Raw genomic sequence first — 25,225 nt, 5'->3', positions numbered from 1 at the left:
ACGCCGGAATGACGTAATACGTGCAACGTATTACTGTGCGCGTGGCGGCCCAACGGTACCGAGTTGACGAGCCGCATGCACTTGCTTACTTCCGGGCGTTGCTTCGACCGTCCGATCAGTAACCAACATGCTTTTCGATTTTCCGGAACCGTCCCATCGACCGGTAGCGCTGGAACCATGCGTTAGTGCGCAGTTCACATAGTCGCGGCGAGCGTTCGGCAACCGCTGCCTCGAGCCAGTGAAACATCTCATCCGGCTGTGCGAGGCGTGCGTGCAATTCCGCAAACAGAAGCGGCGATGTATAGCGCTTTCGGCTCCTTCCCTGCAAATCCTGCAGATACCACTGCAGAACCCGCTGATAGCCGCCGGAATCCCAGATCGCCCGAATGGACGCCGCCCGGGCAAACTCATTGCACCGTGTCAACGCATCGACAGTCGCTTCGATCGCCTCTTCGTATCGACCCTGGACCTCGAATGCTGTGGCGAGCAATTGATAGACCAACGGCGATCGATCCTCGTGCGCGGTGCCGAGATATTCGCGGATCGCCTCTTCGTATCTGCCGGACTGGATGAGACCGAAGATGCGCGAACCTTCGAATCCCAGCGGGTCCACACTTTCGGCGAGCTCCATCCGCGCTCGGCCCTCCGCTTCCTGCCCAAGCACCAGTAGAAGTCGCCCATAGAGGCGGCTTGTTTCCGCATGGCTCGGGTTGAGCTGCAAGGCCTTCAGAAACTCGGCTTCTGCGCGGCGCCAGTCCCAATCGTAGAAGTAGTGCACACCTGCAAGTGCCTGGTGAGCTTCCGGAAGGTTCGCGTCAAGCTCCAGGGCACGCAGTGCCGACTCGCGTGCTTTAGGGTAGCCCTGCGATGGCGCGTAGAACCCGTGCGTCGCGGTCGAGCCGAAGATGTTCGACAAGCCGACATAGCCCAGCGCGTAGGTCGGGTCCCGATCGACAGCACTCTCGAAGTAGCTCCGTGCGCGAATGAAGTCCTCATCGCTCAACGCGTGATGTGCGGCGAACCCAGCATCGAAATGAACGCGCCGAGTCCAGTAATATCGGCCGCGCAGGTAGGCATCGTGCGCCGCCGGATCGACCGGCAAACGCCTCGCGAGCCTATGTTGTTGCTGTTGCGCGAGTGCCGGCGATACCTCTTGAGCCAGAGCGGCTCCGACCTCTTTCTGGATATCCAGTGCAGCTCGGGTCATCGGTTCGTGCGCACGGCTCCAGATCTGTACCTGATCGACACAGCGGATCAGTTGCGCCAGGATGCGAATCCTTCCTGTGTCCCGCGTCAGCGAACCTTCCAGCACATAGTCGACGGACAGTTCGTGCGCGATCTCCGCGATGCTCTTATTCACTCGCCGGTACCGGGCGGCCGTCGTCCTGGCAATCACCAGGATCCGCTCGGGATCGAGCATGCCGAGGTTGGCGGAGGCCTCGTCTGCAAGCGCGTCACAGAGACTGTCCTCGCTCGAGTCGCCGGTCTTGCTTTCGAAAGGCAGGACCAGTACGCGAACCGCTTCCGCGGGAATAGGCAAAGGCGCCTCGGAGGATGCCCGCGTGCCGTTCAGGCGATATCCCTTTCCCTTGACTGTAGTCAGAAGCAACGAGTGGTCGGGACATTCACCGAGTGCAATCCGAATCTTTCTGATTGCTGTATTGATGCTGTTGTCCGTTTCGCGAAAAGCATTGCCACCCCATAGCGTCCTGACGATGTCCGCGCGCGTCACCAGTTGTCCGTCGCGGGACGCCATCAGCATCAACAACTCCATCGGCAGGCGCTCGAGGCGGATTGGCTGTCCAGCCCGACGCAATTCGTAGCGCTGGATATCGAGTTCAATGTCTCCAATCCTGACGAATTCCGGCGGATTCATTTTCGCTCCTGCAACAGCTACTCATTGCCCATTTTGAATGGTGCGGCCGCTGGCAGGGGACGCTTCATTCGAAACGACGCCGCGAATGCGAACGTTGCGCAAAGCAGCATGACAAGCGCAGGCGCAGGTGTCCAGCGCATTCTGGATGCGAGAATGCTTGCGGCGAGCGGCGCCATTGCCATCGGCGCGGCCAGACCGATATTCATCGCGGTAGCAAGGCCGCTGAATCGCACGTCGACGGGAAACATCTCCGCAATCGCACACGCGTAGGTTCCATTTGCAAACGAAGCGACGACACCCGCCATCACAAATAGCAGGGGCAAGTTGGTCTGATGTCGGGTGACCGCAATGTAAAAGAAAGGAGCGAACAGCGCTGACATTACGGCGCCCAACCGGAAGACATAACGTCGCGACAGCAGGTCGCCGACGTACGCTGTAACGAGGATGCACCCCGAGATGGCGGCTACATACAGCGTCTGGGCACTGGCAATCTGCTGCGGATCATAGTGAAGCATCTGAAGGTAGGCGGGCATGTGCACCACGAAGAGTCCGCTGGACGCACCCACCAACGACGCCGCCGCAACACCTGCCAGCACGGACGCGGCATGATTGCCGAACAGTACCGCGAGCGGTTCCCGATGCCGGGTGCCGACTGTCCTCGCATATTCGTCGGTTTCGACCAACGTGCGCCGCACAGCGAAACTCAGCAGGCCCAGCAGACCACCGATCAGAAAGCCGATCCGCCATCCGAATGTGCTTACCTGCTCGGACGTGAAAATCATCTGCACACCGAGATTGATGCTGGTTGCGAGTATCAGCGCAATGTTGACAGCAAGAAACACAACGCCGCATAAAACCCCGGGTTTATCGTGCGCTGTTTCAACGGCATAGATGACCGCTCCCGGCAATTCACCGCCCAGACACAAACCCTGTGTGAGCCGCAGCAGAACCAGGAGCGTTGGCGCGGCAATGCCGATCGATTCGTATGAGGGAAGTATTCCAATGACCAGGGTCGACACGGCAGCGATCATTGCCGACGAGGCGAAAACAATGCGCCGTCCGTACTTGTCACCCAACCCGCCGAGGAAGATGCTGCCCACGAGTCGCGACGTGTAACCGACGGCCAGGACCGCGAACGAAAGTGTCTCTGGAGGCAGGCCCATTCGTGCCGGGAAGAATTCGCGGCCGATGCTCTGCGCGAAAAAGCCGTAGACAGCGAAATCGAACACCTCGAGCGCCCCTCCGGTGCTCGCGACGAAAATCGTCCAGCGCTGGCGGGCGTTCAACCGTGCGTTACGGACTGTAAGCGAATCGTCGATCATGCGACCTCTGATTCGGTAAGCGTCGCGGTTAGCAGCGTTTGACAGTCACTGTGTCTTCGATTGTCAATAGCGACGCAGACATGAGGCTGTGAGGATGATGTTCGTTATTTCTCACAATATTCTGGACAACAATCGGCGCGTTCGAAAGGTTTTTTGCGTGGCCTGGAGAGAGAAGCATCCAGCTGTAGTGAAAGGACCAGCAGCGCGTTTCAGCCCGTGCCCTGAACCTTATCCGGGGGAAGGTGCAGCATGTTCGGTGAACACAACTTCAAGCTCGCCAAGGCCGATGGCCGAGTGCTGATGGACCGATGCAACGAAAGGATGCAGTAACCGAATGAAGATGCCAGGACGTCTCGGACGGAGCCCACAGACAGTCCTTTGTATTGCGTTAGACGCTGGCGTTAGCGGGGCGTCATACGTTGGTCGGCCGCTTATCAAGCACTTGCAATCTGGCCAGATCGCACGCTCTGAATTTGCTGTCGATGGCCAGGTGGAACATCGCAAGATCGCGGGTCCGTGCGGCCGGTTGCAGACGAAATCGGATCGTCCAGATCTCCTTCAGTTCTAGCGGCGGTTTCTGACCTGTTATCCCTCAAGGGTCCCATTACTATCCATGCACTATCAGGCAACGGAGCTGCGCTATCGGGCAAGCATTTCCTGGTCTATCGGCGGTATTGTTGTCTCACCGCGCAAAACCTGCCGGCCCCTTTGGGGAGCGGCAATATCAAAGGAGACGATGATGGAAATCAAGCCGAAGGTCCGTGAGGAAGCGGTTCAACTCAACGATATCCCCTGGAAGGCGTTTCCCGATGCGCTTTCCCATGGCGGCATCCGCTGGAAGATGCTGCACGCCTCGCCGGAGATGGGTGCCTGGACGGCGATTTTCGACTGCCCGGCCGGCTCCTCCTTCAATGCCCACTTCCACGTCGGGCCCGGCGAATATCTTCTGACAAAAGGCCGCATGGATGTCCGCGGCGGTGCCGAGCATGGTGGTGACACCGTCGTCGCTCCCGCATACGGCTACGAATCCGCGAACGCGCGGCACGACAAGACGTATTTCCCCGTCGACAGCGAGTTCTACATGACGTTCCTCGGTCCGCTGTCATTCATCAGGGAAGACGGCACGCCGATCGTCGTCGTGACGTGGGACGAAGCGCAGCGCGCCTACGCGGGCTAAGCCTGCACTGAGCCGAATGCCCGCGACAGCCTGTTCGCGGGATCTGCAACCGGCTTTTGGAGACATTGAACATGACCATTGCTTCAGCACAGATCGAGGGTGCCACCCAGCAGGTGTTCGACCATCATCTCGGCGCGTTCGCTCAGGGTCTGGACGAGCTTCTGAAAGACTACGACGACAGTTCGACGATCATCACGCCGGACAAAACCTATAGTGGCAGCGCGGAGATCCGCGCCTTCTTCAAGGCGTTCCTCGACAGCGCTGATCCCGGATTCTGGCCAGCATTCAAGATCACGAGCAAGAGTACGGCGGGCGAAGTCGCCTATCTGGTGTGGGAGGCGAAGCCTTGGGTGACGCTTGCCACCGATACGCTGGTCGTCAAGGATGGAAAGATCGCGGTCCAGACCTTCACCTCCTTCTCCGGCTAAGAGCCCCTTGCACCAGTCAGCAGGGACCGTACGGACAGGCTCGACATTCGCGTTTATAGAGGATTACTACATAGGGGAAGTGAGGGAGGGAAAGCCTGAAAACCGCATTGCGGTCGTTACGGTCTCCAGTCAGCCGACGCGGAACTGTCGATGTCAACACCTGCATATTCTGGAAGAAAAAATTGGCCAAGATCATACACTCCATGATCCGTGTTCACGACCTTGACCGGTCGTTGCAGTTCTACAGCGATGCGCTCGGACTCTCGACCAGCCACCGCCTGGACTTCCCCGACTTCTCGCTCGTGTATCTGCGCAACGAAGAGAACGACTTCGAGATCGAGCTCACGTGGAACAAGGGGCGCGAGCCGGCTTACACGCATGGCGATGGCTACGGGCACGTCGCTGTCGCCGTAGCAGACGTCGAGTCTGAGCGCGAGCGGATGGCGGGACTGGGCATCGATCCGACCGCGGTGAAGGAATTCAAACGTGGCGACGAGATCCTCGCGCGCTTTTTCTTCATCCAGGACCCCGACGGCTACAAGATCGAGGTGCTGGAGCGCGGAGGGCATTACATGTGATCCGGTGCTGTGGCGAAGCAGGCGCGCCACCGCCCCGCGTGTCAAACAACGCCCGCGCCCGCAGTGCCACTCAGCGCTGCGCGGCGCACATCGCTGGGCGAGGCGTCATACCGCTCCCGGAAGGTCCTGCAAAAATGGCTCACTGAATTGAAGCCCCAGCGGAACGCGATCTCGGAAATTTGCAGGCGCTGGAAGGCGGGATCAATCAGCGCCTGCCTGCATGCGCGCAAACGACTGTCCAGGATGAATCCTGAGACGGTCAGTTCGCTGCGTTGGAACAGCATGTGCAGGTAGCGCAGCGAGATGTTGTTCGCCTCTGCGATGCGTGTCGGATTCAGATCATCCTCATGAAGGTGCTGCAAGATGAAGTCCTTCACGCGGCGCAGCATCGCTGCACTCGCGTCGAACACCGCCGACGGCTGCTGGCCCGAGAGGGCAATGCCAAGTAGTTCGAGCGTGGACCGGCTCACAGAAGCCTGAACACTCTGGTCGAGGCTGTCGATCTGGTTCGACAATGCCAGCAGGTGGACAGCCAGCAGCGAGCCGACGCCCGTACGGCTTTCGATTTTGCCGCCCGACGGCGGCTGCTTTCGCTCCGGCAAACGCTCCCGCATCAACGTCCAGGGGATCATCAGCGTCACCTTGTGCAGCCGCTCAAGCACTTCGAACCGCACGACCTGGTCGGTCGTCCATACAACGAGGTCGCCCGATGTCACCTCCACCCCAGAATCGCCGATCTTGAACCGCTCACGGCCGCCCGTGGTCAGCTGCATTCCAACATACAGCTCGTCGTCATGCCGTACCTGAGCGCGTGTCCGTTGCCCGATGCAAGGGTCACATACCGTTTCAACAATCCCTGCGCCGGCGAAGTCGTGTTGCTTCACACGCGCATAGAACGTCGCAGGCAACCGTTGCGGAACCTGCCACTCCCTGTAGCTGTGACTCAGCACATCCTGCCAGGCATCTGTGCGATCGTTCGTGGGAACCCGGTCGATCGACCATTCGGTGAAAGCATTTGGCAAGTCTGTCTCCTCGCAGCGACCAAAGTTGGCGCTTTAGCGCTTACCCTGGTCCCATAGCGCTTACCTTCAGCGCGTAACGCGTTAGCCTTATCGTACCAGTCGCTAACGTCAATGTTCGAAGTGTACAGAAAGGCCGGCTCTTTAAACGTCACACAAAAGCCGTGTCCGACGCGAACCGAAACCCCGGAAATGCACACTTTTGCTGGCCCGTACCCTGGAAGGGGGAACTTCCCCGACCACGCGGGAAGGCCATCGATACCTCCCACATGGTCGGGATGAGCTGAGCGACTCGGCTCTCCCCATTCTGGTTCTCATTGCGGTCCAACGCTTGCTCCACAGTGCAAAAGGAGTTGACCTTGCGCGCACGGGCATACCGCAACCCCGATTCGATTACTCAGACATGCCCGGCAGTTCCTTGCTGTTCCCGGTGCAAGCCACAGTGAGCCCCATCGTCGCTCGGGCTTCGGCGAAGACGGCGAGCGGGCGTCGCATCTGTCCGCCTTCGCCTCGAGCTTGATGGGGCAATCGATGTACAACGACGCGAAATACTGCGGACGCGGGCGCTCTCGCCAGTGCCACGCGGCGTGATCCGGAAAGCGACGCGCGATAACCGCGCCGGTCATCGTCAAGCTATAGCACTTCGACTCTGACGACGAATGGTTGGGAAATACATGGCACCACGAAGCGTCACAGCGAATGCGCTATACAGCAATTCACCGTGCACGGAAATGCAATCAGTACTCCCCGACGACGGCTACGATAAGTCCGTCAGTCCGCACGGGTTCCGCACTGGCGACCCGGAGGGCCGAAGCTCCGCCTGGGGTAAGTGAGATGCCTCACCAGCCCAGGCGCGAGGCAATCCTTGATGCACCCGCCCTTTAATATCAGGAGTACTGGCCATGCCACTTATGGATGTTACCTTTGCGCAAGGTTCACTGGACACAGACGCCCAAAGCAGGCTCTCGGCGAAGCTATGGTCCATCGCACTTCGTTGGGAAGGAATCGAAATTAACGAGACGTCCGCGTCGGTCGCGTGGGTCTACTTCGATGAACGTCCCCAACATCACATCACCGTCGCCGGAAAGACTCCTGCGCAGAACGTTTATCGAATCAATGTTCGGGTCATGGCCGGGTTCATGGATCAAAAGCGGATCGACAGTCTTGCCCGTGAGCTGACCGACTCAATCCTTGAAGTCGACGGAACGAAGGGCGACGGCAGCGGCCCACGCGTATTTTGCATTGTCGAGGAGATTCCGAGCGGGACCTGGAGTATCGACGGGCAGACCTGGACCACCGCGTTTACCGCTCGTACCTTGTTGCTCGATAGCGAACGCATCGACGCCATGGAAAAGGCCGTGGCTGGCCGCCCCCGTATCGATGTTCCCTATACGGTAAAGAAATAAACGAAGTTTGCGGTAGGCCCTGGGACTACGCTGCCGCAAACGCGAGCGACCTGCAAAACATCCCGGATCTTTGTCATTACCCGTCGCTTGTCAGGGTGGTCATTCCCGATGACTATCAGAACGTGCGTCCACCTGACTCTGAGGCCCGGCAGATCATGCACGGGCCGACCTTTGGAAATGCTTTGGAATGTCGGCGCGCCTCCCGAGGCGGCTATGCACACGGCGGAAGCGGCAACACTCTCCCTTGAAGCGCGGTATTTCAGCGTTGTACAGCCAGCCCGTACCGATAATTGATCGAATTGAAATGATGCTTTCATCCGTATTGTCTTTCTCCCCTCAGCGAGATTCCCTACAGTAGCTGCAATACCCGCGGGACAGCGAACGACGTCAGTCGGTCGGCCCGCCATCCTCACCTTTAAAGGGACAGGGCCATGAGTCAGGAGACGCTCTATTTCGACGACCTCAAGGTCGGCGATACCTTCACCACCGGCACGCATGAAGTCAGCGCTGCCGATATAAAGCGGTTCGCCGCGGAGTTCGATCCGCAGCCGTTCCATCTCGACGATGAAGCCGCACGCGACACGATGTTCGGCGGGCTCGCCGCGAGCGGCTGGCATACCGCGGCGATCACGATGCGTCTGCTCGTCTCCGGTGGCCCGAAGCTGGCCAACGGCGTGCTCGGCGCCGGCGGTGAGATCGAATGGAAGAAGCCGACCCGCCCGGGCGACGTGCTGCATGTCGAAAGCGAAATCGTGGAGCTGACCCCGTCCCGATCGCGCACCGATCGCGGCATGCTGGTGCTGCGCTCCAGAACGATCAATCAGCACGGCGAAGTCGTGCAGAACCTGACCGCAAAGCTTGTCGTCGCCCGCCGGCCCGTGTAACGCCCAATACCCGATCCATTTACAGCAACCATCTTTCATGGGACCGGAGTAGGCGCTATGGGACCTGAGTAAGCGCTAACGCGCCAACTCAGGTCGACAGCGCTGCTTGGGACCTGAGTAAGCGCTAAAGCGCCAACTCAGGTCGACACGCCAACTTCGGTCGACATACAACCTGCATGGGACCGGAGTAAGCGCTAAGCGCCAACTCCGGTCGACATACAACTTGCATGGGACCGGAGTAGGCGCTAAAGCGCCAACTCCGGTCGACACAGGAGACATATCATGATCGTCGATCCCTCCACTCAGGACGCCACCGCGAACTACAAACTGCTGATCGGCTCGATCCTGCCGCGCGCAATCGCATGGGTCAGCACGCTCTCCAAAGACGGCGTCGCGAATCTCGCGCCGATCTCGTTCTTCACCGCGGTCGGCCGCAAGCCGCCGATGGTGTCGATCTCGATGCAACCGCGCTCCGACGGCGTCACGCTGAAGGACACGTTCGTGAACATCCGCGACACCGGCGAATTCGTCGTCAATATTGTGAGCCTCGAGCTCGCGGACGCGATGCACCGCACCGCGTTCGAATTCCCGTCCGAGGTCGACGAGTTCGACGCGGTCGGCCTCAAGAAGGCCGAGTCGTTGACGGTTCGTCCACCGCGCGTGGAAGGGGCGCCGATCGCGTTGGAATGCAAGGTCGACCGGATCATCCCGATCGGCGACCAGAACGACCACGTGGTCTTCGGCGAAGTGCTCCGTTTCCAGATTCGCGACGATCTCTACCTCGATCGCGGCCGTATCGACACCGCCGGTCTGCAGGCGGTCGCCCGTCTCGCCGCCGAATACACGGTCGTGCAGAACGCGTTCACGACGCCGCTCGACCCACAGGCGCTGACGCTGTTGCAGAACAAGAGAATCGGCCGGCTCGACGGGTTCGAGGACGGCTACTCGCCGATCGACGCGGCGAACTGGTCCGCCTCCGGCGCGACGCGCTGATTTCCGAACGAATCAAGAGAGACACGCATGAATCCAACTCATCCGACCCAGCCCGCGCTCGTGTTCATCCACGGGTTTCTGGACGGCGCCGACGCGTGGTGCGACCTCGCCCGGGGCCTGGGCGACCGCGCGGCCGACGCGCTGCGCGTCGATCTTCCGGGAATGGGCGCGCGCGCCGGTGAACCCGGCCCGTACAGCCTCGACCGCTTCGCGGCGGACATCACGACGCAGGTCCGCAAGCTGTCGCGCCCGGTCGTGCTCGTCGGGCACAGCATGGGCGCGCAGATCGCCGAACTCGTCGCCCAACGGCTAGACGCGCAGGTCCGCGGCCTCGTGCTGCTGACGCCGGTGCCGCTGCGCGGCACTGGCCTGCCCGACGACGCGATGCGCACCTTCCATGCGCTCGGCGGCAATCGGGCCGCGCAGCGCGAGTTGCGCCGCAACCTGTCGGTGAAGCTCGACGACGGGCAACTCGAACGTCTTGGCCAGCTAGGCGACCGCGTCGATGCCGCAGCGGTCGGCATCTTCGCCGATCTGTGGAACAACGGCCATCCGTCGGGCGCCGAACCTGCGCGATACCGCGGCCCCGTGTTGATCATCCGCGGCGGCGGAGACGCATTCGTCACCGCCGAGCTGATCTCGTCAGGCGTGATGCCGCGCTTCGAAGCGCCGAGCGTCGTGTCGATCGAGCGCGCGGGCCACTGGCCGCACGTCGAGCAGCCGAACGAGGTCGCGCGCATCGTCGGAGCGTTTCTCGCGAATGTCGAACCGGCCTCTCACATGCCGGACGCACTGGACGTGCCGGACGCGCCGGACGCGCCGCAAGGATGGACGCGCGCGTTCGAGCACAAGTCCGCGGACGCGTTCGCCGACGCGTTCGCGCCGAACGTCGTGCTCGAAGCGAGCGTGCTCGCGAAGCCGGTCGCCGGTGTCGATCAGGTCAAGACCGTGATGAGCGCGGCGAGCAAGATCTACGAGGCGCTCTCGTTCACGCACCAAGCGCACAACGACATGCGCGACTACCTCGAATGGGAAGTACAGGCATTCGGCGGCGAGCAGATGCGCGGGGTCACGGTGCTGACGAAGAACGCAGAAGGCAAGATCGTTCATGTAGCGATCCATCATCGCCCGCTCGGCGGCGCGCTGAAATTCTCAGCCGAACTCGGCCGCGTCCTGCAAGGGCAGGTCGACACAAGCTTTTTCTATCGCAGCGCGTAATTCGCGCACCCATCAAGGATTCAGGAGATCGAAATGATAAAACGTACCGATGTGGAATTCGAAGTCGATGGCGGCATCAAGCTGCGCGGCTGGCTCTTTGTTCCGCCCGGCGAGGGACGGCGACCCGCGATCACGATGGCGCACGGCTACGCCGGCGTGAAGCAGCACGGGCTCGAGCCGTTCGCGCGCGCGTTCGCCGAAGCGGGCTTTGTCGTGCTGCTGCACGACCATCGCGGCTTCGGCGCGAGCGAAGGCACGCCACGCCACGACATCGATCCGTGGCGTCAGATCGCGGACTGGCGGCGCGCAATCAGCTTCCTCGAAACGCTCGACGTCGTCGATCCCACGCGCATCGGCCTCTGGGGCACGAGCTATGCGGGCGGCCATGCGATCGTGCTCGGCGCGACCGAGCGGCGCCTGCGCTGCGTCGTCGCGCAGGTGCCGACGATCAGCGGCTACGAACAGGGGCTGCGCCGGATTCCGCCGGAGAACGTCGCGGCGATCGAGGAAGCGTTCGCCGACGACGATCGCGCACAATTGCGCGGCGAGCCGCCGCGGCGTCAGGCGATCGTCAGTGCCGATCCCGCGATCCCCGCGTCGTATCGCGCGAAGGACGCAATCGACTTCTATCAGCAGCCGCTACCGGACGGCGCGTGGGAAAACAACGTGACGGTCCGCTCGACACGCGCCGCGCGCATGTACGAGCCCGGCCACTGGATCGCGCGCGTATCGCCGACGCCGCTGCTGATGGTGGTCGCCACGCGCGACACGATTACGCTGACCGACCTCGAACTCGCAGCCTACGAACGCGCGCTGCAACCCAAGCGGCTCGTGACGATCGAAGGCGGGCACTTCGATCCGTATCTGTCGCAATTCCGGCTTTCCAGCGAAGCCGCAGTCGAGTGGTTCAGGCAGCACCTCGGCTAACGTCCACTTTCACGACAAAGGACCTCCCCATGTCTCACCTGACTCTCAGCTTCGACGACGGCCTCGCGACGATCGTCATCGACCGCCCACCGCAGAATCGCATCGACGACCAGATGGTCGACGAACTCGCCGCGGCGGTCACCGCGATCGAACGCAGCGACGCGCGCGCGGTGCTCGTGCGCAGCGAAGGCGAAAACTTCTCGTTCGGCGGCGACATCATGACGTGGCCCGATGCGAGCATCCGCGAACTGCGTGCCCGCTTCGGCCACTACATGTCCGTGTTCAACCGTTTCGAGCAATTGCCGCTGCCGGTCGTCGTTGCGGTGCAGGGCCTGTGTTTTGGCGGTGGCCTCGAACTTGCGCTGCGCGCGGACGTGATCTTCGCGGCCGAATCGGCGACGTTCGGGCATCCTGAACAGACGCTCGGGATCGTCACCGTGCTGGGCGGCATCTACCGGGTCGCGGAACGCGCGGGCCGCTCGCGAGCGACCGAGTGGGCGCTGACGTCGGAGAAGGTGCCTGCCGCGACAATGGAGCGCTTCGGCGTCGTGAACCGCGTAGTCGCCGACGCGGACCTGCTGAAGGAATCATCCGACTTCGCGCGCAAGATCGCGCGCGGGCCCACTCGGGCCTATGCCGCGCACAAGGCGTTGCTGCGCGCATGGGCGGTCGGCGGCGTCGCGGCCGCGGACCAGGCAATGTTCGACATCGCGATGCCGCTGTTCGACACCGACGACGCGCAGCGCGGGATCCGCTCCGCAGTCGATGCGCTGAACGCGGGCCGCCCGCGACCCGTGATGGATTTCAACGGGCGCTAGCAGCAAGCAGCGGGATTGCGGTCTAATGGCTTCTCCCCCATCGAACGGAGCCGCGCATCATGGACCGCATCGCAGCGATGAACGCATTCGTCCGTGTGGTCGAAGCCGGGACGTTCGTGAAGGCGGCCGACACCCTCGACGTGCCGAACGCGACGGTGACGCGGCTCATCCAGAGGCTCGAGGCAGATCTGAAGGTTCGCCTGCTGCACCGCACGACGCGCTCGGTGACGGTCACACCGGAAGGTGCGATCTACTACGAGCGCGTGGTGCGCCTGCTCGCGGACCTCGCGGACATCGAAGCGTCGACCACGCATGCGCTGAGGAAGCCGTCGGGCAGGATCCACGTCGATGTCCCGACCGCGATCGGCACGCTCGTGCTCGTGCCGGCGCTCGCCGACTTCTACCGCGCCTATCCGGACATCGAGATCGAGCTCGACGTCGGCAACAGGCGCATCGACCTGGTCGCCGAGGGCATAGACTGCGCGATCCGTGCCGGCGAAGTCGACGAGCAGTTCCTGGTCGCGCGGCAGATCGGCAGCTTCGGCTTCACGACCTGCGCGGCGCCCGCGTTTCTCGACGCACACGGCACGCCTACCTCGCCGGACCAATTACGCGATCTGCCGACTGTCGGCATGATCCCGTCGGGCGGCGGCTATTCGGCGTCGTTTCCGTTTCTGTACGATGATCAGCAACGCGATCTTGCGCTGAATCACACGCTCGTCCTGAACGATACGAACGCGTATCTGGCCGCGGGCCTTGCGGGCCTCGGGATCATCCAGGCGCCGACGTACTCGGTGCGCGACGCTCTCGCCGCCGGGAGACTCGTGCCGCTGCTCGAGGACTGGCAGCAACAGACCATTCCGGTGCACGTGATCTACGCGCCGAACCGCTATCTGAGCGCGAAAGTGCGCGTGTTCATCGACTGGGTCGTCGCGCTGTTCGAGCAGGACGAGCACCTGAGACGCCGGTGACGCTCACGTGCTTTCGAGGCGGTTCGTTGCGCCTTTACATGCGCGCTTCAGTCGCCAAACATGGCCTTTATGTCGCGTCCCGTCTGCTCGGCTTCCTCGATTAGCCAGTCGAGAAATTGCCTGGTCGCAGGAGAGTCGGCTACAGCTTGCTTCCAGCAAATGAAGTAGGGGAACGGCATGGGTAGGGCGATCTTGAACGGCGCAACGAGTTCGTGTCGCTTGATGCTATCAACGGCAAAAAAGCCCTGTCCCAACGAAATGCCTCGCCCCCGAATAGCTGCATCGATTGCCATGCCTGAAACGGAATAGGTGAGTGGCGTCAACGCCTCGGGCAGAGGCACTCCAACCGCATGCAACCACTGTCCCCACGTTGGTGGTGACCTGTTTGCCCATCCCCACTCGACGTGAATCAACGGGTAGCGCAAGATATCCGCCGGTTGCGAGATCGGCCTGTCCGCCTGCAGGAGCGAGGGTGCAAACACGGGTGCAACCCTGTCCGTAAAGACGACGTGATAGGGCGTTCCGTCATTCGGTAGTGCCCCATACGTCAGCCGGACGTCGGCACTTCTCGCACCGATACTGGTTTCGTGATCGACGACCTCGACATGAACCTGCACGTCAGGGCAGACGGTGTGCCACGTGTCCAATCTGGAGGCAAGCCAATGGGTCGCAACCGACGGAAAGGTCATCAGGGTGAGCCGGCGCCCCGTCTGTGCCTTGAGCGCCGCCTGGGCGCTATGGAAGCACTCGAATCCCCGGGAGATGTGCGAGTGGTACAGCTCGCAGAGCGGTGTCGGTCGCAGGCCGGTGTTCTCCCGCTCAAAAAGCGCGACCCCGAGAAAGTCTTCGAGAACACGAATCTGCTGACTAATCGCTCCGGGCGTCACGTGAAGCGCCTGCGCGGCGGCCACGACACCCCCGTAACGAATGACGGCATCGAATATCTGCAATGCTCGAAGGGGAGGAAGGCGGCTCATCTCGTTGACTCAGGAAAGGCCGTCGGGTGGATGGACGGAAACGCGCGGTTCTTCATACCGACCGCGCGTTCCGCATTTTATTCGAAGCCCCTGCCTAACGCGCAAGGGCGTCATGCAATGTTGCACGCTTACGGTTGCACATCGGCTTTGAACCATTTTTCCGACAGCCGCGCCACGGTACCGTCCGCAAGTGCCGCCGTGATGGCTGCGTCGAATTTTGCCTTCAGCTCCGTATCCTGTTTGCGAAACCCAAGTCCCTCTCCCGGGCCCCAAATCGCGCCACCGATCGCTGGTCCGGCGATCCGGATTCGGGCTGTGTCCTTGTTGCCGGCGATTCCGGCGTAGTAGGTTACGTCGTCGAAGGCCATGTCGACGCGTCCGTTGACCAGGTCGAGGTCACGTTCGGCCGAGGTCTTGTAGAGGCGAACGGAAGTGATGTCCTTGAAGTTGTCGGTGATGAACCTGGTGTAAACCGTGCCGGATTGAATGCCGATCGATTTCCCTCTCAGTTGATCGCGCAGCGGGGCGATCATGGCTCTGTCGGTTTTAGGGTCGCCAGTCAGCTTGAGCAAAGAGGTTTTTCCTGCCGTGCTCGCCAATCCATGCTCATCTATTCTTGCGAACGCGGCCGGCGTTGCAGCGTAGGGCTTGGAGAAGGCAATGACCTTTTCGCGATCCGGTGTGATCGCGAGGGCGTCCATTACAACATCGAATTTGCCCGCCTGCAGGCCGGAAATGAGACCGTCAAAGTCCTGGGCGACCGTGTCGCATTGCAGGTTGATCCGCTTGCATAGGTTGTCGAGCAATTCGGGTTCGAATCCCGAGATTGTTCCGCTCGGCAATGTCAGATTCCACGGAGCATAACTGCCTTCCAGGGCGACCTTCACGGTCTTCCATTCCTTTGCCTGAGCGCCGTTTCCTGCCAGTGCCAGCACGCCGAGAAGGGTGGCGAGAGAAGCCTTCAGGACGTTGGTGGAAATCATATTCACATTACACCTCCATAGTGTCGAATCGAGGTCGTGCCTGGATTGGAAATACCCGGATCGTCACGCTCCGCGGGATTGCGTGCGCTACCGGCTTCAGCTGTGCAACGTGCCGGCGATGTTCTCCACGATGCCCAGCAAGTCGCCCTGTTCGACGAGGCCGTGGACTCCCATCATGTCCGGATAGAAAAACCGGTCGCCGTCTGCAGTCGGGGCGACCTGCCGAATTCGCGCATACACCGCTGCGGTTGCGGGTGATGCGTCGGCTGGATCGAAGAAGTCCAGCGCCTGAGCGGCGGTGAGCAGCTCGATCGCCAGCACGTGCTGCAGCTTCTGCGAAGTTGCGTAGGCTTTTCGTGCCGCGTGATAGGCGAAGCTCACGGGGTCTTCCTGGTTGCCGCTCGTCGGCACGCTATCGACGCTTGCTGGTTGAGCGAGGGTGCGCATCTCGCCCAGCAATCCGGCCGCCGTGTACTGAATGATCATGTAACCGCTGTTCAGCCCCGGATCCTTCGCGAGGAACGCGGGCAGTTCGCTGAAGTACGGGTTGACGAGCCGGTCCGTCCGGCGCTCGGAGATCTTCGCGAGCGTGGTCATGCCGATGCAGAGGAGATCGCACGCGATGCCGACGAACGTACCGTCGAAGTTGGCGCCGGATATCGCGGTACCATCCTCTCCATCGGGATGGATGACGGGATTGTCGCCGCACGACCCCACTTCATCGAGAATCGCGTCGTATGCGTCATTGATCGCCCGCTTGGACGCCCCATGTACCTGAGCAATGCCGCGAAGGCTGTAGGCGTCCTGCAGTCTGTAATCGGCAAAACGATCGCATAGCGCACTTCCGGCCAGCAGTCGCCGGATGTTGTCGGCGGTGTTCCTCTGATCGACATGTTTCTTGATGGAGTGATACCGGGCATCCAGTGAGCGCGTGGTTGCCTTGAGGGGCTGCAGGGACATCGATGCGGCAATGTCGGCAACCTTCGAAAGCTCGATCGCGTTGTAGAGCGCCAGCATCCCGATCGCGGTCACTGACGTGGTGCCGTTGGTGAGCGCCAGTCCCTCCTTGCATCGCAGCGAGTGTGGCTTCAGCCCCGCTCGCTCTAATGCTTCGGCGCCACTCATGCGTTCACCGCGGCAGAAAGCTTCTCCTTCACCGATCAGCACGAGCGCCATATGGGCCTCGGGCGCGAGATAACCGACCGATCCGTCGCCCGGCGCGAACGGCGTGATGTCGTTGTTCAGCAGGCCGGCGATTTGCTGCAGCAATTCGAGGCTTACGCCGGAATAACCCTTGCCGAGGCTGATCAGCATCATCAGGAGCGTGGCGCGGACAACTTCGCGAGGCAGCGGTTCGCCGACCGAGACGGCATGGGAGCGCACGATATTTCGCTGAAGCTGCTCGGCGTCGCTCGGGCTGATGACGCGTGTCGAATTTGCGCCGAACCCGGACGTCACACCATAGACAAGCCGGTTCTGGCTCAGAAAAAGATCGACCAGGCGGCGCGAATTCAACACGCGCTCGCGATAGCCGGACGAAAACGTTATCTGTGCGCCATGTCTGGCCACGGCAATGAATTGCTCGATCAAAATGTCTGATTCTCCGAGTTGAACTTCGAAGATCTTATTTGGCCGGGATTGAATGTGCGCCAAACTCATTCTGAATTTCCTCCGTTGAATGCGTGTAGTGAAGTTGGTGGAAAAACAAGTTTCAAAGCGGGATTCGCTCTGGAGATCCATGCTGGTCAGAGTAGCGTTCGGCCGCCTTGGCGCGCAAACGATATTATTTGATGCTCGGGTTTAGATTTTCTAAAACCCGATTTGTCGTGTCATGTTAATTTTCCCGGTCCGATAAAAGGATGTGCGTAGGTTTTGATTATTGGGATTATCGGAAAATCTCGATATTTCGAGTTTTGATTTATTAAATATTTCGTTGAATTATTGTGTGGGTAGGTATACGAAACCGTGGCTGCAATAGCAGCCTCAAGCCGGCGCGGTTCCAGCAACCTATTGCTTCCACTGGTTGAATCCGCCAGCGCAAGCGGTCATTCAATCAAAGCAGGTGAGTGTCCGTTGGCCGGAAGCAGTCGGTGCCGTGGCACGAGTTCGAGCGGCGGCTGACAGGGTAGCAGGCGCCGGACGAGGTGGTCCTGGAGAGCAAATCCGCACCGTTTCGAGCGCGTCATATACCGTCCGGAGCGGTTGGGCGCCGCAAGCTTGAGCCGATCGTCCGCGACGCGGGCGCATTGCTTTCCCGTGCCTGACGGGCAACGCACCGATTCAATCAATACGGCCTTATCGCTTGTCACCCCTCGCAACGACTGCTTGTCAATCCTGCGGCGAGCGTAGCGTGAAACCCAAATAAGAAATTATGTACGTGTGCTTCAATCAAACGCGTCAGGTCGTCCGGTACTTCCATCCGGTATATCCATCGCCGCACGCCCATATAAAAGAAACTCGAATGGAAGCCCCAAAACAGTTCGAGGTCGATCTCTGTGGGTTCAGGCAACATCCCCTTGCTCGAACGCAATTCGCGCAGCACAGGCTTGAAAATTCTCTCCCGCAGCAAGCCGATATAGCGCTTGTTGAGAGATGGGTCATCGAGCGCGGCGAACACGAACAACCTGATCCAGTCGTTACCTAAAATGGCACGGGTGTAGTCCTCCAGGTAGGCAACGAGCCGTTCATCGAGCGGCCTCGAGGAGTCTTTGAGCAACTCCTCCCACTCCGGATTCCATCGAGAAAAGAAGACTTCTCGATACACTCGCTCGACCAGCTTTTCCTTGCTGCCGAAGTAGTGATAGAGCAATGGTTGCGTGACGCCGATATGCTTCGCGAGTTCACGCGTGCTCACACCGAAGCCGTGTGCGGAAAAATACTCGACCGCGCGCCGAACGATCTGCGCTTCCCGGTCCGTGGCCAGCATGTGCTTTGCTCTGACTTTGTCCGTCGTGCCGTCCACAGTCGGTCCGCCGTCGGCTCCGGCGGTTTTGCGAGGCGTCTTACGGGCCGCGGAAGTCTGTGCGAGCCCCGCAAAAGAGTTGTTAGGCTTCATCCGTTTGTCGGGTTCCTTGCTGATTGCGCTGAAATCATCGGTCGCTTCGCGCTCGGACACCGTCTGGGTAGCCCTACGAGGCAGACGACGGTACGGGCGCTACCGCATGCACATCCATTCTCCCAAGATTATCGCCCAGGATTTTGTTGTCCGGCGAGTAAGGAAACAGTAGCTCGATCTTGATCCCGTTTGGATCTTCGACAAAGAGCTGGTGCTCCGAAAGTTCCGGAACGACCCGCTCCTGGAATGGCAAACCCAGTGCGCCCAGGCGTTTCTGATAGTCCGCCAGATCAATACAGCGCATCGCTATATGGTCAAGCGAACCACCTCCGGGCGACACCGCGCGATTGCCCAGATATGCCGCCATCTCCGTATTGTCGGCTTCGACGTTGGCGATATGGACCATGGGCCGGTCGCCGGCGTACATCCACCTGCCGGGGAATCTGAATCCGGGGCGCCAGCCTTCTGTCATTCCGATGGCGTCACGGAAGAATGCGGCGGTCTCCTCGACCTTAGCCGTGCGCAACGTGAAGTGGTCAAGCTGTACGATGCTCATGAAGCCTCCACAAATTGGTCAATTGATAAATATTAGACTAGCATCTTGTATGGAATGGATCAACGGAAAATCGAAGTGCGGAGGTACTCCCACGTCGCTAACAGGTTCTTCTCAAGGAGGCTTGAGGCAGAATTTTCGCAGTTTATAGGGGTTTACGTGAATTTTGCTGTTTGTGTGCGCCGCAGCATTGATGTCAGTCTTTTAAATAAAGGCTGTTCGAGGGGTTGCTTCTCTCTTTGATAAAATTGATCACTTGACCAATACGGTTGTGAGCGCGGGACGCTTTGCGATTTGGCGCCGTCGCTGACTAGGTCCATTCAGTCAGAAGATTTCGAATGGCCGGTAGCGGTGGTAACGGGTCGCGCACTTGGATTGGGGTTCGCTACGGCTCGACTGTTGGCGCATGAAGGCGCAAAGGTTGCGATCAATGCGTTGTCGAAAGACATAGAGAGTTCCCAGTCGGTTGTTCAAAGAGCGCTAACCCTTCGACCGACGGCAAACCATAGCAAGCGTGAGGGTCATTAGATGGCTGTCGCCATTGCTTCCTCGAGCGATCATTGTTCGTTTAACGGCAATCGCCATGGGCGCGATGGGCCTCCATGGCTGCAAGCCTATGGATATGCCTTGACGACGCGGTCCTGAAGCCGCGTCCGTTCGAGGTTCGGACATGCGTCATCATCAATGCGGTAAATCATGCGGGGTGACGTGAACCGCTGCCGGAACCCGTCTGCGGCATCGAACGGATGCATCTGACTTGCTTGCGAAGCTGCACCGTGCCGTTTCTTGCCGCAGTTCTGAAGACCATATAAGGTCTGCACCTTCTGACGATTGGCTCGGGCGCCGAAGAGTCTAAAAAATACCTTGTGATATTCAAATACCATATGGTATCGTTAAGCTGTGGTCCAGCGGTCGCTCACGATTGCGCCTCGACTGCCTCGAAGATCCGGTTGCATAGAAGAGACGTGGTGGTCCGGGGAAGAGCCAGTAGGGTGCAGCGCGTTTCTGGAGTACGGTGATCCCGTCCAAACGGTCGCTTTTTTGCACGAAATGGGAAGTCAGGATTCCACATGAGATGCGGGTCCACCCGTGTCTGACAACTCGTTGTCGCGCCGAGGCGGCCCGTATTGTCGACGCTTGTGCGGCATGTGGACCGCAGAACGATAGCTCAGCCTTCGCGGGAACGCACCATGCGCACCGCAATTTTCACGGACATGGAGTCAGCTTCATATGCAGTCTATCGCCATATACAGCAAGCCATCACAACGCCCTTCGGACATTCTGAGCCAGCCGCTGACATTACCTTGCGGCGCAACGCTACCAAATCGCCTGGTCAAGGGTGCGATGTCAGAGTTCCTTGCCGATTCTCGCAATCGCGCGACGGAGAAGCATGCCACGCTCTATCGCACGTTCGCGCGTAAGGGTCCTGGACTGCTTTTCACTGGCAACGTGCAGGTGGATCGGCTGCATTTGGAGCACGGCTCAAATGTCGTGATTCAAGGTCCTCAAGACGCTAAAGCCCTCGCGGCACTCAAGGCGTGGTCATCGGCCGCAAAGGCATTCGGCGGTCAGGTCTGGATGCAATTGTCGCATTCCGGCCGACAGACTCAGAAGTCGATCAATCCTGCGCCCAAAGCCCCCTCCGCCGTTAAGGTGAACTTGCCGGGCGATCGTTTCGGGACACCGGTAGCGTTGACCTCCGATGAAATTGAGGATCTCGTCGAGCGGTTTGCCCACGCCGCGGGGGTGGCTCGTCAGACCGGTTTTGACGGTGTGGAGTTGCACGCCGCTCATGGTTACCTCATCTCCCAGTTCCTGTCGCCTCTCACCAATCTGCGAAGCGACCGCTGGGGCGGCGATTTGGCCGGCCGAGCTCGCTTTCTACTGGAGGCGGTCGGACGAATTCGGGCCACCGTTGGGGCCGACTTTCCGATCGGCGTCAAGCTCAATTCGGCAGACTTTCAGCGCGGTGGTTTCAGCTTCGAAGACAGTCAGATTGTCGCGGGCTGGCTTGATCTTGCGGGAGTCGACCTGATCGAGATTTCCGGGGGCACCTATGAGCAGCCCAAGATGGCAAACATTGAGGGACTTGAACCTTCCTTTGATCCCACCATCAGCAAATCCACTCAGGAGCGGGAGGCCTTCTTTTCGCGCTTTGCGCCCGAGATCCGACGCAGTGTCAGTCGGGCCAAGCTCATGGTCACCGGGGGGTTTCGCTCGGCAAAGGGCATGGCTCAGGCGATTACCGACGATGGTATCGACTTGATCGGATTGGGGCGACCGCTCTGTCTCTATCCGGACGCGCCTTCCGGGCTATTGAAGGGTGAACTTCATCAATTCGAACCATGGGAGCATCGGTTGCGGTTGGGGCCTGGACTTCTGGGGCCGCACTCTCCAATCAAGATCCTCAAGGCAATCAATGGATTTGGGACGATGAATTGGTATAACGAGCAACTTCTTCGTTTAGCCGACGGACTTCCTGCTGATCCCAAGATGAATTTCCTGATGGCATTTGTTCGTGGTAGCAATCGCGAGCGTCGGGTGGCGCGAGCTTTGGAGTCGGACCGATAACCCGCCACGGGCGCATCAGTGACAGGTTCGCTCGAGCGCCCTTGCATCACCACTGGCGGGTCGCGCATACCGATAGAGTGATGTGCGCAGCAAATAAAACGACTAGGTATGCGATATGTCAGAACGACCTTGTAGGTTTCTTTTGGGGTGTGACGTATAAGGTTGCGTGCTACAGCCATTTAAATGTAACCACACGCCTCCTGACATCACGTCTGCCTCGGTTATCATCGTAAATACCTAACAGTATGCTAATACCGTCCGGTATATTTGCTTGATACACTAGGCTATCAATCCATCGACGTTGACGGACGAAATTGAAAACGGAGGATGCACATGAATAAGTTGAACGGCAAGGTAGCACTGGTAACGGGCGGCGCACGTGGTATCGGTGCAGCCATTGCATTTGCCATGGCAAAGGAGGGCGCCACCGTTGTCCTCACGGACATCGATAAGCCGGCGGCGGACGCGGCCGCTGATGCAATTCGCAAGGAGGGAGGGGGTTGCATCGCAATGTTGCACGACGTTTCGAACCCTGCTAGCTGGGCGGCGGTTATCGCTGAAACGGAACGCCAACTTGGGGCTTTGGACATACTGGTTAACAACGCCGGGATACTGGTAGTGCGGTCCATAGCGCAGACTAGCCTTGAGGACTTTCATCGCGTGTCCGCGGTGAATACAGACGGCGTATTCCTCGGTATCAAGTACGGTTTCGCTTCAATGGGTAAGCGCGGCGGGTCCATCATCAATCTGTCCTCGCTCGGGGGCATGATCGGCGCGGCGAATCAGATTGCTTACGGCGCATCCAAAGGCGCAGTCAGGCTGATGACCAAATGTGCAATGGCCGAGGCCGCGAGTCTTGGGCTGCCGATTCGTTGCAATTCCATCCATCCAGGGGTCATACATACCCCCATGACAGAGGCCCACTACGGTTTCGGAGCCGGTACGGGTGTGGATGAGATGTTCGCTTCAGCGATACCGTCGAACCGACTTGGGACCGCTCAAGACGTGGCTGCGGCAGTTGTCTACATTGCATCGGATGAAGCGTCGTACGTCAACGGTGCGGAGTTGATGGTCGACGGCGGCATACTTGCCGCTCCGATTCAAAAGCCGAAAGCACCTAATTGATGGGAATATAAAGCAATCGCTTCGACGTCTGACGCCACTTCGGTCGATATATGGCACCAGATGTGCAATCGATCGATGCGGCGACCAATCACTGTGTCTATCGATCGACCCCAAAAGAGTTCGCTGGCAGTGGGGCGGAGCACTAGCCTCACTGCTACCAGTCACCAATTGCGCGGCCCCAGAAGCAAAAAGGATGCGCTCGTACTCTGGATGTCGGGTGTTTGAGTCAGGCTGGGTGAGCTTTCAGGCTACATCCAAAGAAATGCGCGCACAAAGCATTACGCCACGGAATCGTTGTGCGCCCGCATATATACGGTTTTATCGAGTGCGTGTGATTAAGGGCGTTGATAGGTGCGCCGAGTAGGAATTTGCCACTTGCGTCCAGATCAAGTCACCCGCACACCACAAGTTATGCAAAAGGAGCCCGATGGAAACCTCGGCATCCCAAAACGGTCTGCAAAAGTCATTCAATCCCGGTCATTTGGACCGTGTAATTGATCGACTTTCCGCCAACAAGCGTGAATGGGCACGACTTCCAGTCAAGCAACGCCTCGATCTTCTCCAGCAGGTACGTGCGGGCGTCGTAGAAACTGCCCAGGCGTGGGCGCTACTCGCCGTTGCGCGGAAAGGCCTGGCGGTCGACTCGACGCTCGCGGGCGAGGAATGGATGTCAGGGCCATGGGCGATGTTGACGGCCATCGACATCTTGCTGCGCACCCTTCAGCGCATCGACGGTCATCGTTACCTGAACGGAGTCAAGGTGCGTCGCACCGCGAACGGACAAACGGCGGCAAAAGTCTTTCCGCTAACCGTTACCGACAGGCTCCTGCTCAGCGGCGTGAGCGCGGAAGTGTGGATGGAACCGGATGTTTCGCCCGAGACGCTGAGGCAATCATCAGCCGGCAGTTATAGTGCTGAACGTTCCTCAAGCGAGGGGCGAATAGCGCTTGTGCTAGGCGCCGGCAATATCACCAGCATTGCGCCGCTCGACGCACTCTATAAACTCTACGCGGAAAATAGCGTTACTGTCGTCAAACTCAACCCGGTCACAGACTATCTCAAGCCGATATTCGAGACCATCTTCAAACCGCTGATTGACGCGGGCTACTTCGCGATTGCGAGCGGTGGAGTTGACGTTGGCATCTATCTGACTACACACCCGCTTGTCGATACGCTACACATCACTGGAAGCTCCGCTTCGCATGACGCCATTATCTTCGGTGTAGGAGGCGATGGGGCGGATCGCAAGAGGCAGAATCGGCCTTTAAACAATCGCCCCATCACGAGTGAACTGGGCGCGGTCTGTCCGACAATCGTGGCCCCCGGCTCATGGACAAAGGCTGATTTGCGATTTCAGGCCGAACACATTGCCACTCAGAAGCTTCACAACTCCGGATTTAACTGCATTGCGGCACAGATACTCATTTTGCCTCGGGCCTGGCCGTTGAAGGATGCATTCCTCGAAGAATTGCGTCGTGCATTCGCGCGTGCACCCTCGCGGTCGCTTTACTATCCAGGCGCGCAGGAACGGCTCGCCGGGTTTCTAGCAGAAAATCCCGACGCAATTGAACTCGGAGATGCTGCAGACGCGACGCGCATTATTTCTTATATCAATCTCGAAGCGGGTGAAGAGCCATCCAGTTTTTCAACTGAAATTTTTGGCCCGGCTCTCGGCGTGGTGTTTGTTGAGGGGAGCGATCCCGCGAGCTTCTTATCGAACGCGATCGCGTTCGCGAACGATCGCCTGCACGGCACATTGGGAGCAAATGTCATCATTGATCCGGCGAGTGAAAAAGCGCTTGGAACGAATTTTGAGCTTCTGTTAGCCGAACTGCGGTACGGATGTATAGCGGTGAATGCCTGGAGTGGACTGGGATTTCTGCTGGGGCATACCCCTTGGGGCGCGTTCCCTGGCCACCGGCTAAATGACATTCAGAGTGGCAAAGGATTCGTTCACAACGGCTTTCTGTTTGATCGGCCGCAACGCTCGATCGTCCGCGCACCCTTCAGACCATTTCCTCGTGGAATTCTGCACGGGAGCTTTGCTCTGCTGCCACGGCCGCCGTGGTTCGTGACGAATCGTACTGCAACTGCCACCGCTCGCAAGATTGTCGCCTTTCAGGCGAGTCCTTCCTGGCTAAAGTTGCCTGGCATCTTCTTCAGCGCGCTTCGCGGATAACTCTCTTGGAGAGAACTGGCCTATCTGTACGCTTTGCTCGAGTCTTGAGGGATCGACAGCGGCAGAGCAGGAAATTGTCTATCAAGGCGATCGACGCAAGCAAGGTATGAAGTCAAGCGTGGTATGCGTCTGCTAGCGAGGCGTAACGGCCGGTGTCGTTTTCGC

At 59.5% G+C, this 25,225-nt stretch carries 22 protein-coding genes and 2 pseudogenes; 13 read left to right on the top strand and 11 right to left on the bottom strand.

Annotated elements, in window-relative coordinates:
• Positions 1-115: 115 nt before the first annotated feature.
• From FVF58_RS23420 to FVF58_RS52925, 4 genes and pseudogenes are all read right to left on the bottom strand, one after another.
• Positions 116-1,420, bottom strand: a complete 1,305-nt coding sequence (locus FVF58_RS23420; protein WP_246217184.1) for a tetratricopeptide repeat protein — start codon at positions 1,418-1,420, stop codon at positions 116-118.
• Between the two features lie 162 nt (positions 1,421-1,582).
• Positions 1,583-1,876, bottom strand: a pseudogene (locus tag FVF58_RS54230) (winged helix-turn-helix domain-containing protein); the annotation flags it as partial.
• 17 nt (positions 1,877-1,893) lie between these two features.
• Entirely contained in the window at positions 1,894-3,198 is a 1,305-nt protein-coding gene (locus tag FVF58_RS23415; protein WP_149672217.1) for an MFS transporter, read from the bottom strand.
• 433 nt (positions 3,199-3,631) lie between these two features.
• Positions 3,632-3,787 (bottom strand): annotated as a pseudogene (locus FVF58_RS52925) (integrase); the annotation flags it as partial.
• Between the two features lie 150 nt (positions 3,788-3,937).
• Here FVF58_RS52925 and FVF58_RS23405 point away from each other — a divergent pair.
• The 3 genes from FVF58_RS23405 to FVF58_RS23395 all read left to right on the top strand — a co-directional run bounded on the left by FVF58_RS23405 (position 3,938) and on the right by FVF58_RS23395 (position 5,381).
• The gene (locus FVF58_RS23405) at positions 3,938-4,375 is read left to right on the top strand and encodes a cupin domain-containing protein (RefSeq protein WP_149672216.1); all 438 of its coding nucleotides are present in this window, start codon (positions 3,938-3,940) and stop codon (positions 4,373-4,375) included.
• 71 nt (positions 4,376-4,446) lie between these two features.
• Positions 4,447-4,803 (top strand): nuclear transport factor 2-like protein, encoded by a 357-nt coding sequence (locus FVF58_RS23400; RefSeq protein ID WP_149672215.1) that lies wholly within the window; start codon positions 4,447-4,449, stop codon positions 4,801-4,803.
• A gap of 182 nt (positions 4,804-4,985) precedes the next feature.
• Positions 4,986-5,381, top strand: coding sequence for a VOC family protein (locus FVF58_RS23395; protein ID WP_149672214.1), 396 nt, complete (start codon positions 4,986-4,988; stop codon positions 5,379-5,381).
• A 41-nt stretch (positions 5,382-5,422) separates the two neighbouring features.
• On the opposite strand, the gene FVF58_RS23390 is transcribed toward FVF58_RS23395, so the two are convergent.
• Positions 5,423-6,403, bottom strand: coding sequence for a helix-turn-helix domain-containing protein (locus FVF58_RS23390; protein ID WP_149672213.1), 981 nt, complete (start codon positions 6,401-6,403; stop codon positions 5,423-5,425).
• Between the two features lie 899 nt (positions 6,404-7,302).
• Here FVF58_RS23390 and FVF58_RS23385 point away from each other — a divergent pair.
• The 7 genes from FVF58_RS23385 (at position 7,303) to FVF58_RS23355 (ending at position 13,617) form a co-directional block, all read left to right on the top strand.
• Complete coding sequence (locus FVF58_RS23385; protein ID WP_149672212.1) at positions 7,303-7,806, top strand: tautomerase family protein; 504 nt, start codon at positions 7,303-7,305, stop codon at positions 7,804-7,806.
• Positions 7,807-8,237: 431 nt separating this feature from the next.
• Complete coding sequence (locus tag FVF58_RS23380) at positions 8,238-8,690, top strand: MaoC family dehydratase (protein WP_149672211.1); 453 nt, start codon at positions 8,238-8,240, stop codon at positions 8,688-8,690.
• A gap of 282 nt (positions 8,691-8,972) precedes the next feature.
• Positions 8,973-9,683: a flavin reductase family protein gene (locus tag FVF58_RS23375; RefSeq protein WP_149672210.1), complete on the top strand. Its 711-nt coding sequence runs from the start codon at positions 8,973-8,975 to the stop codon at positions 9,681-9,683.
• A 27-nt stretch (positions 9,684-9,710) separates the two neighbouring features.
• Complete coding sequence (locus FVF58_RS23370; RefSeq protein WP_149672209.1) at positions 9,711-10,901, top strand: alpha/beta fold hydrolase; 1,191 nt, start codon at positions 9,711-9,713, stop codon at positions 10,899-10,901.
• A gap of 33 nt (positions 10,902-10,934) precedes the next feature.
• Positions 10,935-11,828 carry an alpha/beta hydrolase gene (locus FVF58_RS23365; RefSeq protein ID WP_149672208.1) on the top strand — a complete coding sequence of 298 codons (894 nt, stop codon included), beginning with the start codon at positions 10,935-10,937 and terminating at the stop codon, positions 11,826-11,828.
• Positions 11,829-11,857: 29 nt separating this feature from the next.
• On the top strand, positions 11,858-12,646 hold the full coding sequence (locus FVF58_RS23360; protein ID WP_149672207.1) for an enoyl-CoA hydratase/isomerase family protein: 789 nt from the start codon (positions 11,858-11,860) through the stop codon (positions 12,644-12,646).
• A gap of 59 nt (positions 12,647-12,705) precedes the next feature.
• Entirely contained in the window at positions 12,706-13,617 is a 912-nt protein-coding gene (locus FVF58_RS23355) for a LysR family transcriptional regulator (protein WP_149672206.1), read from the top strand.
• Between the two features lie 47 nt (positions 13,618-13,664).
• On the opposite strand, the gene FVF58_RS23350 is transcribed toward FVF58_RS23355, so the two are convergent.
• The 6 genes from FVF58_RS23350 to FVF58_RS23325 form a co-directional block, all read right to left on the bottom strand.
• Positions 13,665-14,594, bottom strand: coding sequence for a LysR substrate-binding domain-containing protein (locus tag FVF58_RS23350; protein WP_149672205.1), 930 nt, complete (start codon positions 14,592-14,594; stop codon positions 13,665-13,667).
• A 128-nt stretch (positions 14,595-14,722) separates the two neighbouring features.
• On the bottom strand, positions 14,723-15,577 hold the full coding sequence (locus tag FVF58_RS23345) for a transporter substrate-binding domain-containing protein (protein ID WP_149672349.1): 855 nt from the start codon (positions 15,575-15,577) through the stop codon (positions 14,723-14,725).
• A 96-nt stretch (positions 15,578-15,673) separates the two neighbouring features.
• On the bottom strand, positions 15,674-17,317 hold the full coding sequence (locus FVF58_RS23340) for an HAL/PAL/TAL family ammonia-lyase (protein ID WP_246217170.1): 1,644 nt from the start codon (positions 17,315-17,317) through the stop codon (positions 15,674-15,676).
• 565 nt (positions 17,318-17,882) lie between these two features.
• Positions 17,883-18,692, bottom strand: a complete 810-nt coding sequence (locus FVF58_RS23335; protein WP_246217169.1) for a TetR/AcrR family transcriptional regulator — start codon at positions 18,690-18,692, stop codon at positions 17,883-17,885.
• 13 nt (positions 18,693-18,705) lie between these two features.
• The gene (locus tag FVF58_RS23330; RefSeq protein ID WP_149672204.1) at positions 18,706-19,188 is read right to left on the bottom strand and encodes a VOC family protein; all 483 of its coding nucleotides are present in this window, start codon (positions 19,186-19,188) and stop codon (positions 18,706-18,708) included.
• A gap of 611 nt (positions 19,189-19,799) precedes the next feature.
• The gene (locus FVF58_RS23325) at positions 19,800-20,069 is read right to left on the bottom strand and encodes a hypothetical protein (RefSeq protein WP_149672203.1); all 270 of its coding nucleotides are present in this window, start codon (positions 20,067-20,069) and stop codon (positions 19,800-19,802) included.
• Positions 20,070-20,415: 346 nt separating this feature from the next.
• On the opposite strand from FVF58_RS23325, the gene FVF58_RS23320 reads away from it, so the two are divergent.
• The 3 genes from FVF58_RS23320 (at position 20,416) to FVF58_RS23310 (ending at position 25,060) form a co-directional block, all read left to right on the top strand.
• Positions 20,416-21,756 (top strand): NADH:flavin oxidoreductase/NADH oxidase family protein, encoded by a 1,341-nt coding sequence (locus FVF58_RS23320; RefSeq protein ID WP_149672202.1) that lies wholly within the window; start codon positions 20,416-20,418, stop codon positions 21,754-21,756.
• 333 nt (positions 21,757-22,089) lie between these two features.
• The gene (locus FVF58_RS23315; RefSeq protein ID WP_188130911.1) at positions 22,090-22,881 is read left to right on the top strand and encodes an SDR family NAD(P)-dependent oxidoreductase; all 792 of its coding nucleotides are present in this window, start codon (positions 22,090-22,092) and stop codon (positions 22,879-22,881) included.
• 427 nt (positions 22,882-23,308) lie between these two features.
• The gene (locus tag FVF58_RS23310) at positions 23,309-25,060 is read left to right on the top strand and encodes an aldehyde dehydrogenase family protein (RefSeq protein ID WP_149672200.1); all 1,752 of its coding nucleotides are present in this window, start codon (positions 23,309-23,311) and stop codon (positions 25,058-25,060) included.
• The last annotated feature ends 165 nt before the right edge of the window (positions 25,061-25,225 follow it).

Origin of the sequence: Paraburkholderia panacisoli (genome assembly GCF_008369935.1) — a bacterium.
Classification (GTDB): domain Bacteria; phylum Pseudomonadota; class Gammaproteobacteria; order Burkholderiales; family Burkholderiaceae; genus Paraburkholderia; species Paraburkholderia panacisoli.
This window is presented reverse-complemented; position numbering and strand designations above follow the sequence as displayed.

Excerpts from the sequence above, each read along its gene's own strand:
- FVF58_RS23420 (WP_246217184.1), bottom strand. The coding sequence starts at position 1,420 with ATGCTCGATCCCGAGCGGATCCTGGTGATTGCCAGGACGACGGCCGCC.
- FVF58_RS23415 (WP_149672217.1), bottom strand. The coding sequence starts at position 3,198 with ATGATCGACGATTCGCTTACAGTCCGTAACGCACGGTTGAACGCCCGC.
- FVF58_RS23405 (WP_149672216.1), top strand. The coding sequence starts at position 3,938 with ATGGAAATCAAGCCGAAGGTCCGTGAGGAAGCGGTTCAACTCAACGAT.
- FVF58_RS23400 (WP_149672215.1), top strand. The coding sequence starts at position 4,447 with ATGACCATTGCTTCAGCACAGATCGAGGGTGCCACCCAGCAGGTGTTC.
- FVF58_RS23385 (WP_149672212.1), top strand. The coding sequence starts at position 7,303 with ATGCCACTTATGGATGTTACCTTTGCGCAAGGTTCACTGGACACAGAC.
- FVF58_RS23380 (WP_149672211.1), top strand. The coding sequence starts at position 8,238 with ATGAGTCAGGAGACGCTCTATTTCGACGACCTCAAGGTCGGCGATACC.
- FVF58_RS23375 (WP_149672210.1), top strand. The coding sequence starts at position 8,973 with ATGATCGTCGATCCCTCCACTCAGGACGCCACCGCGAACTACAAACTG.
- FVF58_RS23370 (WP_149672209.1), top strand. The coding sequence starts at position 9,711 with ATGAATCCAACTCATCCGACCCAGCCCGCGCTCGTGTTCATCCACGGG.
- FVF58_RS23365 (WP_149672208.1), top strand. The coding sequence starts at position 10,935 with ATGATAAAACGTACCGATGTGGAATTCGAAGTCGATGGCGGCATCAAG.
- FVF58_RS23360 (WP_149672207.1), top strand. The coding sequence starts at position 11,858 with ATGTCTCACCTGACTCTCAGCTTCGACGACGGCCTCGCGACGATCGTC.
- FVF58_RS23355 (WP_149672206.1), top strand. The coding sequence starts at position 12,706 with ATGGACCGCATCGCAGCGATGAACGCATTCGTCCGTGTGGTCGAAGCC.
- FVF58_RS23350 (WP_149672205.1), bottom strand. The coding sequence starts at position 14,594 with ATGAGCCGCCTTCCTCCCCTTCGAGCATTGCAGATATTCGATGCCGTC.
- FVF58_RS23345 (WP_149672349.1), bottom strand. The coding sequence starts at position 15,577 with ATGATTTCCACCAACGTCCTGAAGGCTTCTCTCGCCACCCTTCTCGGC.
- FVF58_RS23340 (WP_246217170.1), bottom strand. The coding sequence starts at position 17,317 with ATGGATCTCCAGAGCGAATCCCGCTTTGAAACTTGTTTTTCCACCAAC.
- FVF58_RS23330 (WP_149672204.1), bottom strand. The coding sequence starts at position 19,188 with ATGAGCATCGTACAGCTTGACCACTTCACGTTGCGCACGGCTAAGGTC.
- FVF58_RS23325 (WP_149672203.1), bottom strand. The coding sequence starts at position 20,069 with ATGGTATTTGAATATCACAAGGTATTTTTTAGACTCTTCGGCGCCCGA.
- FVF58_RS23320 (WP_149672202.1), top strand. The coding sequence starts at position 20,416 with ATGCAGTCTATCGCCATATACAGCAAGCCATCACAACGCCCTTCGGAC.
- FVF58_RS23315 (WP_188130911.1), top strand. The coding sequence starts at position 22,090 with ATGAATAAGTTGAACGGCAAGGTAGCACTGGTAACGGGCGGCGCACGT.
- FVF58_RS23310 (WP_149672200.1), top strand. The coding sequence starts at position 23,309 with ATGGAAACCTCGGCATCCCAAAACGGTCTGCAAAAGTCATTCAATCCC.